The organism is Microcoleus sp. Aus8_D2 (genome assembly GCF_036702665.1).
Taxonomy (GTDB): Bacteria; Cyanobacteriota; Cyanobacteriia; order Cyanobacteriales; family Microcoleaceae; genus Microcoleus.
On the sequence record NZ_JAUBUN010000020.1, the window covers coordinates 45,999 to 63,086 of the forward strand.

The window sequence follows — 17,088 nt, forward strand, 5'->3', positions numbered from 1 at the left end:
TTTTGGTAACATTCAATCTAAAATCTTTAATCGATACTCTCAAATGAAAATGCCTCAACAGTGTTCGTACCACTGAGGAGGCGAATCAACGCTCTAAGAAGGAGAGACGCTGACATGATTATTTTAACAGTTATCCCCGGAATTGAAGGAGAATTCGATCGGGAGACAGGCTGTATTAACTGGCAAGGCAGTAAATTTGGTAACGGTTACGGGCTCAAGTGGATCGATGGCAAAACGGTATTAGTCCACCGATTAGTCCTAGAATCGAAAATAGCAGGATTCCTCGATTCTGGTTGTTTTGCTTGCCACACCTGTGACAATCGAAGCTGCATCAACCCAGCACATCTGGTAGCAGGGTCTGCTGCTGAGAATACGGGACAGATGATGGGGCGCGATCGCAAAACTCCCAGACGCAAAAGTATTCCGGGAATTGATAAATTGTCGATCGCACAACTGCGAGAAATTCAGACTAAATATTTATCTGGAGCAGTCAAGAACCACCTAGCAAGAGAGTATGGGGTACAACATGAAACTATTACTAAGATACTTCAGACAAATATTCCCGATAACTTCATCACAGTTTCCCCACGTTTTTTAGGAGAAATTCAAGACAATGGCTGCATAATTTTCCAAGGCGCAAAAGATGGCTCAGGCTATGGCAGGTACTGGAAAAATGGAAAACAGGCATCAGTTACTCGTGCTGTTTTAGCCGAGAAATTAGGATATGAACTTCCTACCTATATGGATGCTTGTCATACCTGTGATACGCCCAGTTGTATCAATCCAGAACATCTTTGGGCTGGTACTCGCACTCAGAATTTATTAGATGCTTCCAAAAAAGGACGCACCCAAGGAAAAAGTCATCCCCTTTCCAATGCCAAATTAGACTGGGAGAAGGTGCGAGAAATCCGGCAAAAACTAGCAGCAGGAGAGAGAATGAAGGATCTAGCTGAAGAATACAGCGTAAATCCCGCAACTATACACACTATTAAGTATCACCTGACTTGGAAGGAAGAAGGCGAAGAGGTTCCGATGCCTCGCATGGGCGGATATCTCGATCGCAAGCTGACATTTGCTCAAGCACAGGATGTGCGAGAACGAATTAAAGGTGGAGAATCCATTGCTAAAATTGCTGGGGAATTTGCAGTCTCAACAAGTGTCATTTATGACATTAAAAACAATGTCACATATAAAGGACTCTGAAATTGATTTAATTGCCAAACAATTAATCAATCGAAACAGATAAATTACAGCAAATTATTTCAAGTAAAATCATTAATTGGAGTCAAGAATGGCTAAGATAGAACAACGATTTGATTATGTAAAGATTGGGTTAGCTTCACCAGAAAGAATTCGACAATGGGGAGAAAGAACTTTACCCAATGGTCAGCTAACTGGCGAAATTGTAAAACCAGAAACTATTAATTACAGGACATTAAAGCCTGAAATGGACGGGTTGTTTTGTGAGCGAATTTTTGGGCCTGCAAAAGATTGGGAATGTCATTGTGGCAAGTACAAAAGAGTTCGTCATAGAGGCATTGTTTGCGAGAGATGCGGTGTTGAAGTTACTGAATCTCGCGTCCGCCGCCACCGGATGGGCTTTATCAAATTAGCGGCTCCAGTAGCTCATGTTTGGTATCTCAAAGGCATCCCCAGTTACATGGCAATTCTGTTAGATATGCCCCTGCGAGATGTCGAACAAATTGTTTATTTCAATGCCTATGTTGTGTTGAATGCTGGTAATGCTGAAAAGCTGCAATACAAGCAATTGCTTACAGAAGATGCTTGGCTGGAAATAGAAGATGAACTTTACAGCGAAGATTCCACCCTGACGGGAGTAGAAGTAGGCATCGGTGCTGAAGCTTTGCAAGTTTTGCTGCAAAATATTCCGCTCGAAAGTGAAGCGGAAAAGCTGCGGGAAGATATTGCTAATGCTAAAGGTCAAAAACGGGCGAAGTTGATTAAACGCTTGCGGGTAATTGACAACTTTATCGCTACGGGTTCTCATCCGGATTGGATGGTGCTCAATGTGATTCCGGTGATTCCGCCCGACTTACGGCCGATGGTACAGCTAGACGGCGGACGTTTTGCGACGAGCGACCTCAACGACCTTTATCGAAGAGTTATTAATCGCAATAACCGCTTGGCGAGACTGCAAGAAATTCTGGCGCCGGAAATTATCATTCGCAACGAAAAGCGGATGCTGCAAGAAGCTGTGGATGCGCTGATTGATAACGGCCGCCGGGGCCGGACTGTGGTGGGCGCAAACAACCGTCCGCTGAAGTCGCTGTCGGACATTATTGAAGGGAAACAAGGTCGTTTCCGGCAAAACTTGCTCGGGAAACGGGTTGACTATTCTGGACGTTCGGTAATTGTGGTGGGGCCGAAACTGAAGATTCATCAGTGCGGTTTACCGAGGGAAATGGCGATCGAGCTTTTCCAGCCCTTCGTTATCCACCGCCTGATCCGCCAAGGATTGGTCAACAACATCAAAGCAGCCAAAAAACTCATCCAGCGCAACGATCCCAGCGTTTGGGACGTACTGCAAGAGGTAATTGAAGGACACCCTGTCATGCTGAACCGGGCTCCTACGCTGCACCGTTTGGGGATTCAAGCCTTTGAGCCGATTTTGGTAGATGGAAGGGCGATTCAGCTTCACCCGCTAGTCTGTCCGGCTTTTAACGCTGACTTTGACGGCGACCAAATGGCTGTTCACGTACCTTTGTCTCTGGAATCTCAGGCGGAAGCGCGCTTGCTGATGCTGGCTTCTAATAACATTATGTCGCCAGCAACCGGAAGACCGATCGTCACTCCTTCTCAAGATATGGTGCTCGGTTGCTATTACTTGACAGCCGACAATCCTCACGGTCAAAAAGGAGCAGGTAATTATTTCTCCAACCTTACCGACGCGGTTGTAGCTTACGAACAAGGAGTCGTGGACTTGCACTCATACGTGTGGGTGAGGTTTCAAGGCGCCATAGAAAACACAGAACCCGAAGGTGAACCGCTGAAGGTGGAAACCTCCGCCGACGGTACTGTGACGAAAGAATACAAGTTCCGCCGGATTCGGGAAGACGCAGAGGGTAAGCCGATCAATCAGTTTATTCGCACTACTCCGGGCCGGATTATCTATCACCAAACGATCGAATCGGTAATTAACAATTAGGGAATGGGGCATGGGGCATGGGGCATGAGGGATGGGGCATGGGGAATCGGGCATGGGGCATGGGGCATGGGGCATGGGGAATCGGGCATGGGGCATGACCAATGACCAATGACCAATTCCCAATTCCCTATTACTAATTCCCTATTACTAATCCGTAATGACCTGTTTGGCCTGTTTGGCCTGTTTGGCCAATGACCTGTTTGGCCTGTTTGCCCAATGACCAATGACCTGTTTGGCCTGTTTGGCCAATGACCTGTTTGGCCAATGACCTGTTTGGCCAATGACCTGTTTGGCCTGTTTGGCCAATGACCTGTTTGGCCTGTTTGGCCAATGCTCAATGACCTGTTTGGCCAATGACCTGTTTGGCCAATGACCTGTTTGGCCAATGACCTGTTTGGCCAATGACCTGTTTGGCCTGTTTGGCCTGTTTGGCCTGTTTGGCCAATGACTAATGACTAATGACTAATGACTAATGACCAAATTACTAGCAGAAAAATGACAGAAAATAAGGAAAAAAAAGAAATTGTTTTTCGCAATCGAGTTGTAGACAAAGGTCAGCTCAAAAAATTAATCTCTTGGTCATTCATGAACTATGGAACAGCCCGCACGGCGCAAATGGCCGACAAACTCAAAGACTTGGGTTTTCGGTTTGCGACGAGAGCGGGAGTTTCAATTAGCGTAGACGACCTGCAAGTACCCCCCATCAAACGACAACTGCTCGATGCAGCCGAAGAAGAAATCCGGATTACGGAACAGAAATACACCAGAGGCGAAATCACCGAAGTCGAACGCTTCCAGAAAGTAATCGACACCTGGAACAGCACCTCAGAAGACCTCAAAGACGAAGTGGTCAAGAACTTCCGAGCTACAGACCCGCTGAACTCGGTGTACATGATGGCATTCTCCGGGGCGCGCGGAAACATCTCCCAAGTGCGGCAATTAGTCGGAATGCGGGGATTGATGGCAGACCCCCAAGGCGAAATCATCGACTTGCCGATCAAAACCAACTTCCGGGAAGGACTGACAGTCACCGAGTACATCATTTCCTCCTACGGAGCGCGCAAAGGCTTAGTAGATACCGCCCTCCGCACCGCCGACTCCGGCTACTTAACACGCCGACTGGTGGACGTAGCCCAAGACGTGATTGTGCGAGAAACAGACTGTGGCACCCAGCGTGGCATCCGCGTGCGGCCCATGACCGACGGAGCAACCGTGCTGATTCCCCTGAAAGATCGGCTGCTGGGGCGGGTGTTTGCCCGAGATGTGGTGCACCCCAAAACCGGAGAAATCGTGACTTTTGGGAACGAAAGAGCGGTCCGAAATCAGCCAATTACTGAGGAGCTGGCAGGGGAAGTTGGTAAGGCCGGGGTGGCGGAGGTTTATTTGCGATCGCCCCTGACTTGCGAAGCCACGCGCTCGGTATGTCAGTGCTGCTACGGTTGGAGTCTCGCCCACTTGAAAATGGTGGACATGGGAGAGGCGATCGGGATTATTGCCGCTCAGTCGATCGGCGAACCAGGAACCCAGCTCACCATGCGCACCTTCCACACAGGCGGCGTATTTACCGGAGAAGTCGCAAAACAAGAACGCGCGCCTTTCCCGGGCGTAGCAAAGTTCAAGAATTTGCGCACCCGCTCTTTCCGCACCAGACACGGCGAAGAAGCTCTGGTAGCTGAAAACAACGGCAAACTCGTATTTGAGGGCGACGGCTTTGAAGAAGGCAAATCGGGGACGAAGAATCAGAAGCTGAAGATTGAACTGGCGATCGTCCAAGGTTCGACCCTGATGGTCAAAGACGGACAGCGCGCCGTCCCCGGTCAAGTTTTGGCAGAAGTGCCGATCGTCGGACGCGCCGCCCGCAAAACTACGGAAAAAGTCACAACGGACGTAGCATCCGACTTGGCGGGTGAGGCTAAGTTTGCCGACTTGGTGCCCGAAGAAAAAACCGACCGTCAAGGTAACACCACCCGCACCGCCAGCAGGGGCGGACTGATTTGGATTCTTTCGGGAGAAGTCTACAACTTGCTCCCGGGTGCCGAACCGGCAGTCAAAAATGGCGATCGCATCGCAGCCAACAGCGTCATCGCCGAAACCAAACTCGTCTCCGAACACGGCGGCGTAGTCCGCATCGCCGACGAGCGAGAAATCGAAATCATCACAGCTCAAGTGCTGCTAGACCAAGCAATCGTCCGCGCCGAAAGCGCAGGCGGCCGCGACCACTACATCATCGAAACCGCTTCTAACCAACGGTTTTCCCTGAAAACAGCACCAGGGAGCAAAGTCATCAACGGCGAAGTCGTAGCCGAACTGCTCGACGACAGCTACCGCACCGCCACCGGAGGCATAGTCAAATACGCCGGAGTCGAAGTCCACAAGCGCGGCAAAGCCAAACTCGGCTACGAAGTAGTCAAAGGCGGCACCCTGCTGTGGATACCAGAAGAGTGCCACGAAGTCAACAAAGACATCTCCCTGCTGCTGGTAGAAGACGGCCAGTACGTCGAAGCCGGTACCGAAGTCGTCAAAGATATTTTCTGCCAAACCAGCGGCGCGGTAGAAGTAACTCAGAAAAACGACATCCTCCGGGAAATTGTGATCAAGCCCGGGACAATGCACGCAGTCGATCGCCCGCCGCTGACTTTGGGCGAGGGTCAAATAGTCAGCGCTGGTCAAGAAATCTTCCCGGGCTTGGTTGCCGAAGAACTCGGCTATGCCGAATACATCGAAACCCCCGAAGGCCCGGCCTTGCTGCTGCGGCCCGTCGTCGAGTTCCCAGTGCCCGACAAGCCGCCCGTGCCTTCCCAAACAGCGCTCAACGAGTCGATCGCCCTCAAAGCAGTCCAGCGGCTGCCCTACAAAGATGGAGAGCGCGTCAAATCCGTCGAAGGACTGGAACTGCTGCGGACTCAGCTTATTTTAGAAATCGGTTCCGGGGCGCCGCAATTGGCAGCCGATATCGAACTGCTCCCAGATGAGGATGACGCTTTAGCTTTTGGCGCCGACAATTCCGGCCCGGCTTGGGGCTTGTCTGATGCGATCGTGCAGTCGCAAGAACTGGCGCTGCAAGAAGGCGATGAGGTCTCAGTACCTTCTCGGATTTTCCGCTTGCAGTTGGTGATTTTGGAGTCGCTGGTGATTCGGCGGGACGTATCGGCAGATCCCACCCAGGGCAGCACCCACACGCGGCTGTTGGTGGAAGACGGACTGTCGATCGCCCCCGGCGCAGTGGTAGCCCGCACCGAGATTCTCTGCAAGGAAGCGGGGATTGTCCGGGGTATCCGCGAGGGACTCAACGAACCGGTGCGCCGGCTGTTGGTGATGCGGGATGCGGATTCTGTGTCAATCTCTGTGGCGGGTACGCCGGAGGTGAGTCCTGGTCAGTTGCTGGTGGCTGGTACAGAAGTAGCACCTGGAGTGATTCTGGAAGAATCCGGTCAGGTGGTGAAGGTTGTACCTGCGTCGGGATCGGAACAGGCAAAAATTGTGCTGCGGGTGGCTCGCCCTTACCGGGTTTCCGGGGGTGCTGTGCTGCACGTAGACGATGGGGATTTGGTGCAACGGGGCGACAACTTAGTCATCCTGGTGTTCGAGCGAGCCAAGACAGGAGACATCATTCAGGGTTTGCCCCGGATTGAGGAACTGCTTGAAGGGCGGAAGCCGAAGGAGGCTTGTATTTTAGCCAAGCGCCCGGGGACGGCTCAGGTAGTCACCGACGACGATATTGTGGAATTGGCGGTGGTTGAGGATGATGGCCGGATCGAGCAGTATCCTTTGTTACCGGGTCAAAACCCGATCGTCTCTGACGGCCAGCGCGTCGGCGTCGCCGAAGCCTTGACCGACGGGCCCGCCAACCCCCACGAAATTCTGGAAGTATTTTTCCAGGTACTCAAAGAGCGCCAGCCGACTTTTGAGGCGGCTTTGGAAAGTTTCCAGCAGGTGCAGACTTTCTTGGTCAACGAGGTGCAGTCTGTCTATCAGTCTCAAGGCGTAGATATTTCCGACAAGCACATCGAAGTGATTGTCCGCCAGATGACCAACAAAGTACGGATGGAAGACGGTGGCGATACTACCATGCTCCCGGGCGAGTTAGTCGAACTGCGGCAAGTCGAGCAGGTGAATGAGGCGATGTCGATTACTGGCGGGGCGCCGGCGGACTACACTCCGGTGTTGCTGGGGATTACTAAGGCTTCGCTCAATACCGACAGCTTTATTTCCGCAGCTTCCTTCCAAGAAACAACCAGGGTGCTGACAGAAGCTGCGATCGAGGGCAAATCCGACTGGCTGCGCGGCCTCAAGGAAAACGTGATCATCGGCCGCTTGATTCCAGCCGGGACTGGGTTCAATGCTTATGAGGATGCTAGCGTTCAGGATGCCGGTTTTGACGGTGCTGTGTTTGATGACGAGATCCAGGATTTGCAGGAGGATGTGGTTCTCGACGATCGCACGGCGCGTCGCAAGTACACGATCGAGAGCGGTTTTGATGTCGGCCGCGGTTCTGACGAGGCTGATGATGATTTTGAGGAAGTTGAGGTTGATGAGGACGATTTTGTCCCTGATACTGATGATGATTCCTTAGGGGCGATCGCCGATGAGGATGATGATATCGGTTACGACTTCGACGAGGACGAAGACTAATAGGGTGTGCGCGATCTTGCCGTGCAGCCTGTTCCAAGCGCTGCGCGGCAATTGCTTAATTCCTCGCAACGTACGCGCCGCTAGGCACTCGTCGAAAAAAATATTTTTTTTACTCACAGCGCGAGAACTCAAAACCGATCGCGTTGTGCGGGCACCAAAGTAGGTCGGAAGAAGGCCGAAGATATGCGTCAGAAGGGATAAATCCGAATTCAAGAAGGTTTGAAAATCAAGGGTTTTAATTGTTTGAACTTGGCCAAACAATTAAGACTCTTTCTTGTTTCTGCTTTTTCTCGCGACGATAACTCAAACGTTTTTCCTGACCTCCATTGCATCCCACGAGTGCGCATCTGTTGCGGAACTTGCGCCAGCACAGAAAAGTGTTCGCTCAGTCAGGGAGCAAAGCCTTGATTTGATCGACAAACTCTTGATGGTCTACTACTGGTTTGGAGATGTAACCATTGGCACCGCTTTGATTCAGAAAGGTTTCTTTATCACCGGCCATGGCGTGAGCAGTCACCAAAATAATCGGCAGCGAGGCTGTTTGTGGGTCTGCTTTGAGTAGTTGAGTAATCTTAATGCCGTCAACAGATTTTCCCTGGTACACGCTCCGCGAAAGAGACACGTCCATTAAAATCAAATCAGCTTCGCCTGCTGCCGCAATCTGCATCACCTCTTCAACATTTTCCGTGTGCTTGACAGCTAAGCCCCCCCGCTTAGTCAGTATTTTGGAAAAAACCCGAGCATTGACCAAATCGTCCTCTACAATCAGAACGGTTTTCATAAATAAATATGGGAAGTATGGAAACTTTGCGACTTGAGTCGAAAGAGGAACACGGGACGGGGATTACATTCCCCGTCAAAAATGCAGAGTTTTTAGCGCCATCAGCCGGGAACCCTGCAAAACCCTCATATATATCCTTGAGCCACTAACTGTGAGAGGGTGTACAGATACCCAGAAGCATCCATTACCATCATTTAGACTACTACATACAGACAGTTTAGTTGTTTTTTAGAACTAGACCTGACACTGACGATCGTCTTAAGATTCCCCGGTAGCAAGTTTCTAGTAACCTGTTGTGGATTTAAATTGTATATTTGAATTCCCTATTCCCCTTGATAGTCACATCCTCTCCTCCACGAGCGAGCATCTCCCTCTACCCCTCGAACATAACAGACAATCTCTCGCTTAGCTGCTGCTTATCCTCTCTTGCGGTCAAGCCTCCGACTTGTAGCATTTGAGATTTTCCATTTTTCGATTTGAGATTGGGGATGATTGATCGGATAGGGGTTTGGAGCAAGGGGCTACAGTTGCATTACTTTTTGTAACTGGTATGAGAGTCCCGGAGGTGTGACAATTATTTTCTTTCTGGCTCTTAGAGTCATATCGTGTCCGGTCGATCGACCGCGATCGGATTCGTTCGATCGTGCGGACTTGGGTCCGCTCTCTGGTCGCGGACTCAAGTCCAAACGATCGAACCTTTTCGTTCGATCGTGCGGACTTGGGTCCGCTCTCTGGTCGCGGACTCAAGTCCAAACGATCGAACCTTTTTTGTTATGGTAATCGACCGGACATGATATCAAGCCATGTTTATTCACATACTCGGGCCGAAGCATTAGGAGTAGCGAATATCGCGGGGATTGTTGGGGATTCCCAATTCTGTGTTTTGAGCGATCGAGACTGCTGAAAAGATCGACTCTTTGGTGTATCGAGCTGCTGTCAGACGCTTGAGAGCTCGCGAGGAGAGCTTTTGAGGGCGCTGAATTTTCAACGATCGGCATTTGTGAGCGATTATAAGTAAAAGCATGACTGTGAATCAACCTTCTCGCGGCGAGCGGTAAATAGACAGATCGGCGCTCCTGTCGGCAACATAGAGGTTAGTGTAAGAGTGGAGAGTAAGAGGCAAGTGTTGCCCGTCTTCGGCACTCTGATTCTGGTTTCACCTGTTAAATTTATTTTGCTCCTTCGGCTGGGCGGTTTTGTCGAACTTTCGATTCGCCGCCAAAGCAAACGCTTTTCATTCGAGACAGGCAACCTGAGCATTATTGACCCCGCCCAAAAACGGGTAGCGTACCACGTACCATCGTCGTGGAGATCCCAAAATTTTAGACTAAGAGTTCCTACTCCCTGATTCAAAGCTGCGAGTAAATCTCAAATCGAAAAATGGAAAATCTCAAATCGACTGACAGAGGCTGTCTTAACTCAGGAATTAACGGACACAAGGACTCATGGCTAAACAACTCAACCTACTTTCCGGGCAAGTAATTTCTACGCCTCTGCACGCCGAGATGCAGCAATCGTACCTCGAATATGCCATGAGTGTGATCGTCGGGCGAGCTTTGCCTGATGTCCGCGACGGTTTAAAACCCGTGCACCGTCGAATTTTGTACGCGATGCACGAACTCGGTTTGACGCCAGACCGACCTTACCGCAAGTGCGCCCGGGTAGTTGGAGATGTTTTGGGAAAATATCACCCCCACGGCGACCAATCGGTTTACGACGCTCTGGTGCGCATGGTTCAGGAGTTTTCGAGCCGCTATCCTTTGCTGGCGGGTCACGGCAATTTCGGTTCGGTGGACAATGACCCGGCTGCTGCGATGCGCTACACGGAAACTAGACTGGCATCGATCGCCCACGAAGCCATGCTAACCCAAGTCGGCGACGCAACTGTTGATTTTACTGGTAACTTTGACAGTTCGCAGCAGGAACCGACGGCGCTCCCTGCTCAGTTGCCGTTTCTGCTGCTCAACGGCTGTACCGGCATTGCTGTCGGGATGGCTACTAATATCCCGCCGCACAATTTGGGCGAGGTGGTAGATGGTTTAATTGCTTTGATTGAAAATCCGGAACTCTCGGACGAGAAGTTGATCGAACTAATTCCTGGCCCGGATTTCCCGACCGGAGGGGAAATCGTCTCTACAGAGGGCATTTTTGACGCCTACACTAAGGGTAGAGGTAGCATTGCGGTCAGGGGTGTGGCTGGGGTAGAAGAGGTGCCTGGTAATCGCAAGGTGCGCACTAAAACGGCGATCGTCGTGACGGAGTTTCCGTTTCAGGTAAATAAGGCGGCTTGGATTGAAAAGGTGGCGGAGTTGGTGAATGCCGGCCGCCTCGACGGTATTTCTGATTTGCGCGACGAGAGCGATCGCGATGGCATTCGTGTTGTAATTGAACTGAAGCGGGAATTTACCCCAGAAGCAGTTCTAGCTCGTCTTTACCAACAAACTGACCTGCAAACAAATTTTGGCGCGATTTTGTTGGCAATTGTCAACGGTCAACCCCGACAGTTGACGCTGAGACAATTGTTGCAGGAATTTCTGGATTTCCGAGAATTAACTCTTACCCGCCGCTACAATTACGAATTGCAGGCCGCAGAACGCCGCTGTCATATTGTTCAAGGCTTAATGTTGGCTTTGACAAATCTCGATACTGCGATCGACATTCTCAGAAATGCTCCTGACGGTACTACTGCTAAGCAAACTTTCCAAGTTCGCCTCAATTTGAGCGAAAGTCAAGCTGATGCAATTTTGGCGATGCCGATGCGCAGGCTGACTGGTTTGGAAAGGCAAAATTTGCAGTCAGAGTTGGATGAGTTGATGGCGAACATTCAAGAATTGCAGCGGTTGTTGAGCGACAGACGCGAATTTTTGAAGGCTTTGAAGAAGGAATTGCGATCGCTCAAACGCAAGTACGCTGACGAACGCCGCACTAAATTTGCCAATGGAACCGGACGCAAAGCCAACGCCGAGCCACAAGTTTCTAGTAAGAAAAATGCTGGTGTGAAGCCGTTGTTACCGGCAACGATTCAGCCTAACTTATTGCCCGTTCTAGAGGCAGAAGAAACTATTGTTGAATTTTCGCACAAGCAGTACGTGCGCCGCGTACCGGCTGGGGAACGTCCGCGATCGAAAACTCGCGAAAAATCGGTTTCAGCTTTAGAAAAAAATGAAGATTTTCTTGTGACGGCAAACCTGACAAAAACCGATCGCACTTTGGTCGTCCTAACTCCTAACGGCAAAGCTTACCCGCTGAAAGTCGCCGATATTCCTAGCAGCAGCCAAAAAGACCGGGGAACCCCGATTGTCAGCTTGTTGTCGCCGAGTGCTACTAAAGAAAGTGCCGGTCGCGCTTTTTCTGACATCACAGTCGCACACTTTATTTTGCCGGAAAATTCCGAAGTGGCGGATTTAGTAACTCTGACTCAACAAGGCAAAATTAAGCGCTTGCCGATGCAGGAATTTGCTGAGTTGACTAATCGCGGCGTGACTGTTGTTAAACTCAAGGAGGACGATCGACTGCGCAATGCTAGTCTCAGCAAAGTTGGCGACCAAGTGGTCGTCGCAACTTCGGGGGGCCGAGTCCTCCGGTTTGATGTTGATGACGAACAACTGCCGCCCATGGGCCGCACCGCCCAGGGTTCTCAAGTCACCAGGTTGCGGAAGCAGGAACAGTTGGTGGGTTGTATTACGATCGACCCGGAGGACAGTCTGGTGCTATTTTCGGAGTTGGGTTGGGCGAAACGAATGCCTGCGGGTTCTGTCAGGCTTACTAACCGCGGCGAAATCGGCACTCAAGCTTTTCGCTTTGCAGAGCCTAAAGATGCTTTGGTTGGATTGCTGCGGGCTGTTTCGGGTACGGATGTTAAACTTTTTACGACCGCTGGCCGCTTGCTGCGATCGACTACTGATGCTATAGCTTTTTGGGGGAAAGATGCTCCGGGCGATCGGGTTTTTGACCTCAATCCTGGTGAAAGAATTATCAAGGTTATCAGTAGTCAGTAGTCAGTTGTCATTGGTAATGGGCATGGGGCATGGGGCATGGGGCATGGGGCATGGGGCATGGGGAATTGGGAATTGGTAATCGGTAATCGGTAATCGATAATCGGTAATCGGTAATCGGTAATCGGTAATCGATAATCGGTAATCGGTAATCGGTAATCGGTAATCGGTAATCGGTAATCGGTAATCGGTAATCGATAATGAGTAATCGGTCATTTAACTCGTTACCAGTAATGGCTTGGTAAAGAATAACGACTCTAAAAGCGAGATTTTTTAATTCCCAATTCCCAATTCCCAATTACCAATTCCCAATTCCCAATTCCCATGCCCAATTCTCTATGTCCCATGCCCCATGACCTGTTTGGCCCATGCCCAATTCCCAATGCCCGATGCCCCATGAGCAATGCCCAATGCCCAATGCCCAATGACCTGTTTGGCCCATGCCCAATGCCCCATGCCCCATGCCCCATGCCCAATTCTAAAATCGTTTGATGGCGCAAGTTGTATTAGAAAATATCTACAAAAGTTTTCCCCTCCGCCAAGGAGAACAGGAAAAAATAGCAAACAACGTCGCAGAAAGTGTCTCAACAGAGACTCCTAGCTCTTCGTCTAACACTGTTTTGCGGCGGATTAACCTGACCGTCCTCGACGGGGAATTCATGGTGTTGGTGGGGCCTTCGGGCTGCGGAAAAAGCACTTTGCTGCGATCGATCGCCGGTTTGGAAGTTTTGACAGGCGGCAATATCTGGATTGGCGATCGGCTCGTTAACGATTTGCCTCCAAAAGACCGAGATATCGCTATGGTATTTCAAAATTATGCTCTCTATCCTCACTTAACTGTTTACGATAATCTCGCCTTTGGATTGCGCCGATCGCAGAAGGAAGAAGGCGGAGGGAAGAAGGCAGAAGGCAGAGGGAAGAGGGAAGAAGGCAGAAGGAAGAGGGAAGAAGGAAAAAGGAAGAGGGAAGCAGAGACAGTGACAGTGACAGAAAAAGGAAGAAGGGAGAAGGGAGAACTAATCAGGAATAAGATAGAAGAGGTTATTAATTATTTAGCTTATAATACTGTAAATAAAGAGCAAATATATACTTTAGGGGAGGACTTTTTAGTTGGAGCAACTCGCAAGCTTCCTCGGGGTTTGCGCTATTTGTCGGAACGGGAAAAGGCGGTAGGAGAACGAGTTATGAAGGTAGCTCAATTATTGCAGATAGAACCGCTTTTAAGTCGCTTGCCGAAACAACTTTCGGGAGGACAAAAGCAGCGGGTGGCTTTGGGTAGGGCGATGGCTCGAAATCCTGAAGTGTTTTTGATGGATGAACCTCTATCGAATCTTGATGCGAAATTGAGGGCCCAAACGAGATCGCAAATTGTGCAGTTACAGCGACAGTTGGGCACTACCACTATTTATGTGACTCACGACCAAACTGAGGCGATGACTATGGGCGATCGCATTGCGATTATGAATGCTGGCCAGCTTCAACAAGTCGCTAAGCCTCTGGAGCTTTACAACAAGCCGGCTAATCTGTTTGTGGCTGAGTTTATCGGTTCTCCGCCGATGAATTTTTTGCCGGTGCAGTTTACCGCCCCGCTGTTGATTTCTCACCCGCAGTTTCGCTTTACTTTACCCGATATTTGGGCGAAAAATCTACAAAAATACGACGGGCGAGACCTAATTTTGGGCATCCGCCCGGAACATCTCAGCATTAACCCTCCTGCTACTAAAAATCTGTCGGTACAAGTGGAAATTGTGGAGGCTTTGGGACACGAAACTTATTTGCGGGTGTGTTTGACTGGTGATCCGGCCGTGCGGATGCAGGTGCGGGTTCCTCCTGAGCGATCGATCCGTGTTGGCGAGGAGCTTTGGCTGGCGATCGCCCATGACAAAATTCACTTGTTCGATCCTGATACCGAATTGGCGATTTTTCCTCGGTAGGGAACGGGAGAAAGGTCTATCCTGGCGCTCCAATATCACAAATTTGCCATTTTGTCAAGTCACTGTTATATTAATTTATATAAGCCTGAGAAAAGTTAACGAAGGGAGATCATAACTATGCAAGAACCAAAACGCAACGCTTGGAAGTGGGGCTTCAGCGAAGGAGCTGAAAATTGGAACGGTCGTTTAGCAATGATTGGTGTCTCTGCGGCTGTCATGATTGAATTGGTTTCCGGTCAAGGCTTGCTTCACTTCTGGGGTCTGATGTAATAGCATTTGAGAATTTTCCATTTTTCGATTTGAGATTGGGAATGCTTTTGATCGGGGTTGAGAACTTAGGAATGAGAATTAAATAACTTACAATTTTTATGCTTCTTGTGGGATAGGCGTCCCGCCCGTCCAGAAAGGGCCCCAATACCTCTTTTATGCTTATTGTGGGATGGGCCAGAAGAGCCCGTCCAGAAAGGGCCCCAATACCTCTGAGTTAAGCACAAAATTGTAGGATTTAATCTCCTGAAATGCTTGTAAACTCGGAGCGCGATTGTTAAGCAAAGTTCCTTAACGGAGAGGTATTGGAAAGGGCCTGCGGGCGGGACGCCCCACAAACTTGTGTAAATTATTGAATTCGCGATCCTTACCTACAGTTGCATTCTTTTCTGGAAACCGATCTAATTTTCTAGTTAAAACTTTTCAGACACTGCAAAGCTTGGGAGTTCCTTTGGGGACTCCCTAAATTTTCCCATGCGCTTTAAGCAGCGCAATTTTTGCCGGGATTTACCGGCGCAGCAAATAGTTACTTGCTCGCCCTGAAGTTAGCAACAAAAAATGTAACAGCGATCGCTCTTTTGGGGTCGGGGGGGTTCCCCCCCAAAAGAGTGGAAATCACTCTTTTGGGTGATGCCAGACAAATACTCTAGCGGATATATTCTTTTAAGATGCTGTTGCGGTTGGGATGGCGCAACTTCCGCAGGGCTTTAGCTTCAATTTGGCGAATTCGCTCGCGAGTGACGTTAAAGATTTGACCAATTTCCTCCAAGGTCTTCATCCGTCCGTCGTCTAAGCCGTAACGCAACCTCAGTACATCCCGTTCTCGGGGGCTGAGAGTGTCCAAAACGCTTTCCAAATCTTCCCTTAACAAGTTCTTTGAGACTTGATCTTCTGGCGTTTCCCCGTCAGATTCAATAAAGTCTCCCAGACGCGAGTCTTCCTCTTTGCCGATCGGAGTTTCTAAAGAAATAGGCAACTGTGCGGATTTAGCAATGAACCGCAATTTCTCGATCGTCATCTCCATCTTAGTGGCGATTTCTTCTTCCGTAGGCTTGCGGCCCATTTCTTGAGAAAGCAGTTTGGTAGTTTTCTTGATCCGCGAGATGGTTTCGTAAAGGTGAACCGGGAGGCGGATAGTCCGGGATTGATCGGCGATTGCTCTGGTGATGGCTTGACGTATCCACCAAGTTGCGTAGGTGGAAAACTTGTAGCCTTTTTCGTGATCGAATTTTTCAGCGGCTCGGATCAGACCCAAAGAGCCTTCTTGAATCAAATCTTGGAAAGACAAACCGCGATTCATGTACTTTTTGGCGATCGACACCACCAAACGCAGGTTTGATTGCACCATCTTCTCCTTAGCGCGCCGGCCGACATGGAGTCGGTGACGGAATGCAGGTAGTGCCATCTCTACAGCAGTAGCCCATTCGTTGTCTTTGGGTTCGCGGTCTAACTCTTCCAGCAGTTGTTCTCGAACTCGCTCTAATTCCAGCAAATCTGCAATCTTGCGGGCGAGTTCAATCTCTTCGTCGGCTCGCAACAGTCGAATCCGACCGATTTCTTGCAGGTAGAGACGAATAGAGTCTTCTGTATAATGCTTTTTCTTTGCCTGAGCCCGACGGCGGGCTTTGGCGCCTTTGCCAGCTTTAGTGTCGTCCTCCTCCGATTGAGAGTCTAGAAAATCTTCTCGATCATCTTCTTCGTCGATAAAAAGTTCCAACTCGCTATCAGGTAGAACGCTTTCGGCGTTCCGAAGCAACTCGATTGTTTCCATTTTGGGTTTGATTTTGGTTTCGAGTACGGTGTTAGCCTGGATCATGCCGCCTTCCTCATGCTCCTGAATTAAAGAATAAATAACAGTGGAATAGTGTCTGTTTGTAGTTTAGACAACTTAGTCAGTATTGACATTCCCGCAGGAAGAAATAGTGGGATTTTCGGTCTGCTCAGTGAAGCAGTGACCGAACTGCACCAGTTTGATCGGTCCTAGTTCGAGTTCTGGGAAAGAAGTAGCCAGCGCATGCAATCGATCGCACACTTTAACGTCGCCACCTCGGATTGAGCGTGCGGCTTTTTCTTTCGCAGCTATTTATCGCTGCATCTGCGATACCTTGCCAGGAGAAGCAAACCCAGAGATGGGTTCGAGCGCACCTCAAAAAATACTGGCTTTTTTTTACTAGGTACTTCGATTTTTTACCCGTACAAGTTTGTCGCCCTCGAACCCTCTAACTTTTGTGTTCGAGGTGTCCAACTTTTGACTTGCTTGCTGCTTTCACGATGTTGTCAGACATCACCGTTCCACGGCAAATTTTCGCCACC

The 17,088-nt window shown here is 49.8% G+C and carries 11 protein-coding genes; 6 read left to right on the forward strand and 5 right to left on the reverse strand.

Annotation, left to right across the window (positions count from 1 at the left end; all coding sequences use genetic code 11):
• The first annotated feature begins 114 nt into the window (after positions 1-114).
• Both QUB64_RS17305 and QUB64_RS17310 read left to right on the forward strand, forming a co-directional pair.
• Positions 115-1,203, forward strand: a complete 1,089-nt coding sequence (locus QUB64_RS17305; RefSeq protein ID WP_333272006.1) for an HNH endonuclease — start codon at positions 115-117, stop codon at positions 1,201-1,203.
• Positions 1,204-1,291: 88 nt separating this feature from the next.
• Entirely contained in the window at positions 1,292-3,166 is a 1,875-nt protein-coding gene (locus QUB64_RS17310; protein WP_333272008.1) for a DNA-directed RNA polymerase subunit gamma, read from the forward strand.
• A gap of 133 nt (positions 3,167-3,299) precedes the next feature.
• On the opposite strand, the gene QUB64_RS17315 is transcribed toward QUB64_RS17310, so the two are convergent.
• The gene (locus QUB64_RS17315; RefSeq protein ID WP_333272011.1) at positions 3,300-3,497 is read right to left on the reverse strand and encodes a hypothetical protein; all 198 of its coding nucleotides are present in this window, start codon (positions 3,495-3,497) and stop codon (positions 3,300-3,302) included.
• A 164-nt stretch (positions 3,498-3,661) separates the two neighbouring features.
• Here QUB64_RS17315 and QUB64_RS17320 point away from each other — a divergent pair, with 164 nt between their 5' ends.
• Complete coding sequence (locus tag QUB64_RS17320; protein WP_333272172.1) at positions 3,662-7,798, forward strand: DNA-directed RNA polymerase subunit beta''; 4,137 nt, start codon at positions 3,662-3,664, stop codon at positions 7,796-7,798.
• 385 nt (positions 7,799-8,183) lie between these two features.
• On the opposite strand, the gene QUB64_RS17325 is transcribed toward QUB64_RS17320, so the two are convergent.
• Both QUB64_RS17325 and QUB64_RS17330 read right to left on the reverse strand, forming a co-directional pair.
• Entirely contained in the window at positions 8,184-8,579 is a 396-nt protein-coding gene (locus QUB64_RS17325) for a response regulator (protein WP_333272013.1), read from the reverse strand.
• An 832-nt stretch (positions 8,580-9,411) separates the two neighbouring features.
• Positions 9,412-9,603 carry a hypothetical protein gene (locus QUB64_RS17330; protein ID WP_333272016.1) on the reverse strand — a complete coding sequence of 64 codons (192 nt, stop codon included), beginning with the start codon at positions 9,601-9,603 and terminating at the stop codon, positions 9,412-9,414.
• Between the two features lie 421 nt (positions 9,604-10,024).
• Between QUB64_RS17330 and QUB64_RS17335 the strand changes: the two genes are divergently transcribed.
• Positions 10,025-12,577, forward strand: a complete 2,553-nt coding sequence (locus QUB64_RS17335) for a DNA gyrase/topoisomerase IV subunit A (RefSeq protein ID WP_333272018.1) — start codon at positions 10,025-10,027, stop codon at positions 12,575-12,577.
• 254 nt (positions 12,578-12,831) lie between these two features.
• Here QUB64_RS17335 and QUB64_RS17340 read toward each other — a convergent pair whose 3' ends face one another.
• Positions 12,832-13,074, reverse strand: coding sequence for a hypothetical protein (locus QUB64_RS17340; RefSeq protein WP_333272021.1), 243 nt, complete (start codon positions 13,072-13,074; stop codon positions 12,832-12,834).
• Here QUB64_RS17340 and QUB64_RS17345 point away from each other — a divergent pair.
• Together QUB64_RS17345 and QUB64_RS17350 are read left to right on the forward strand one after the other, a co-directional pair.
• Positions 13,066-14,508: an ABC transporter ATP-binding protein gene (locus tag QUB64_RS17345; RefSeq protein ID WP_333272024.1), complete on the forward strand. Its 1,443-nt coding sequence runs from the start codon at positions 13,066-13,068 to the stop codon at positions 14,506-14,508. The genes QUB64_RS17340 and QUB64_RS17345 overlap by 9 nt on opposite strands.
• A 117-nt stretch (positions 14,509-14,625) precedes the next feature.
• Positions 14,626-14,778 carry a chlorophyll A-B binding protein gene (locus tag QUB64_RS17350; RefSeq protein WP_333272027.1) on the forward strand — a complete coding sequence of 51 codons (153 nt, stop codon included), beginning with the start codon at positions 14,626-14,628 and terminating at the stop codon, positions 14,776-14,778.
• A gap of 643 nt (positions 14,779-15,421) precedes the next feature.
• Here QUB64_RS17350 and rpoD read toward each other — a convergent pair.
• Entirely contained in the window at positions 15,422-16,591 is a 1,170-nt protein-coding gene (gene rpoD / locus QUB64_RS17355; RefSeq protein WP_333272030.1) for an RNA polymerase sigma factor RpoD, read from the reverse strand.
• Positions 16,592-17,088: the final 497 nt, after the last annotated feature.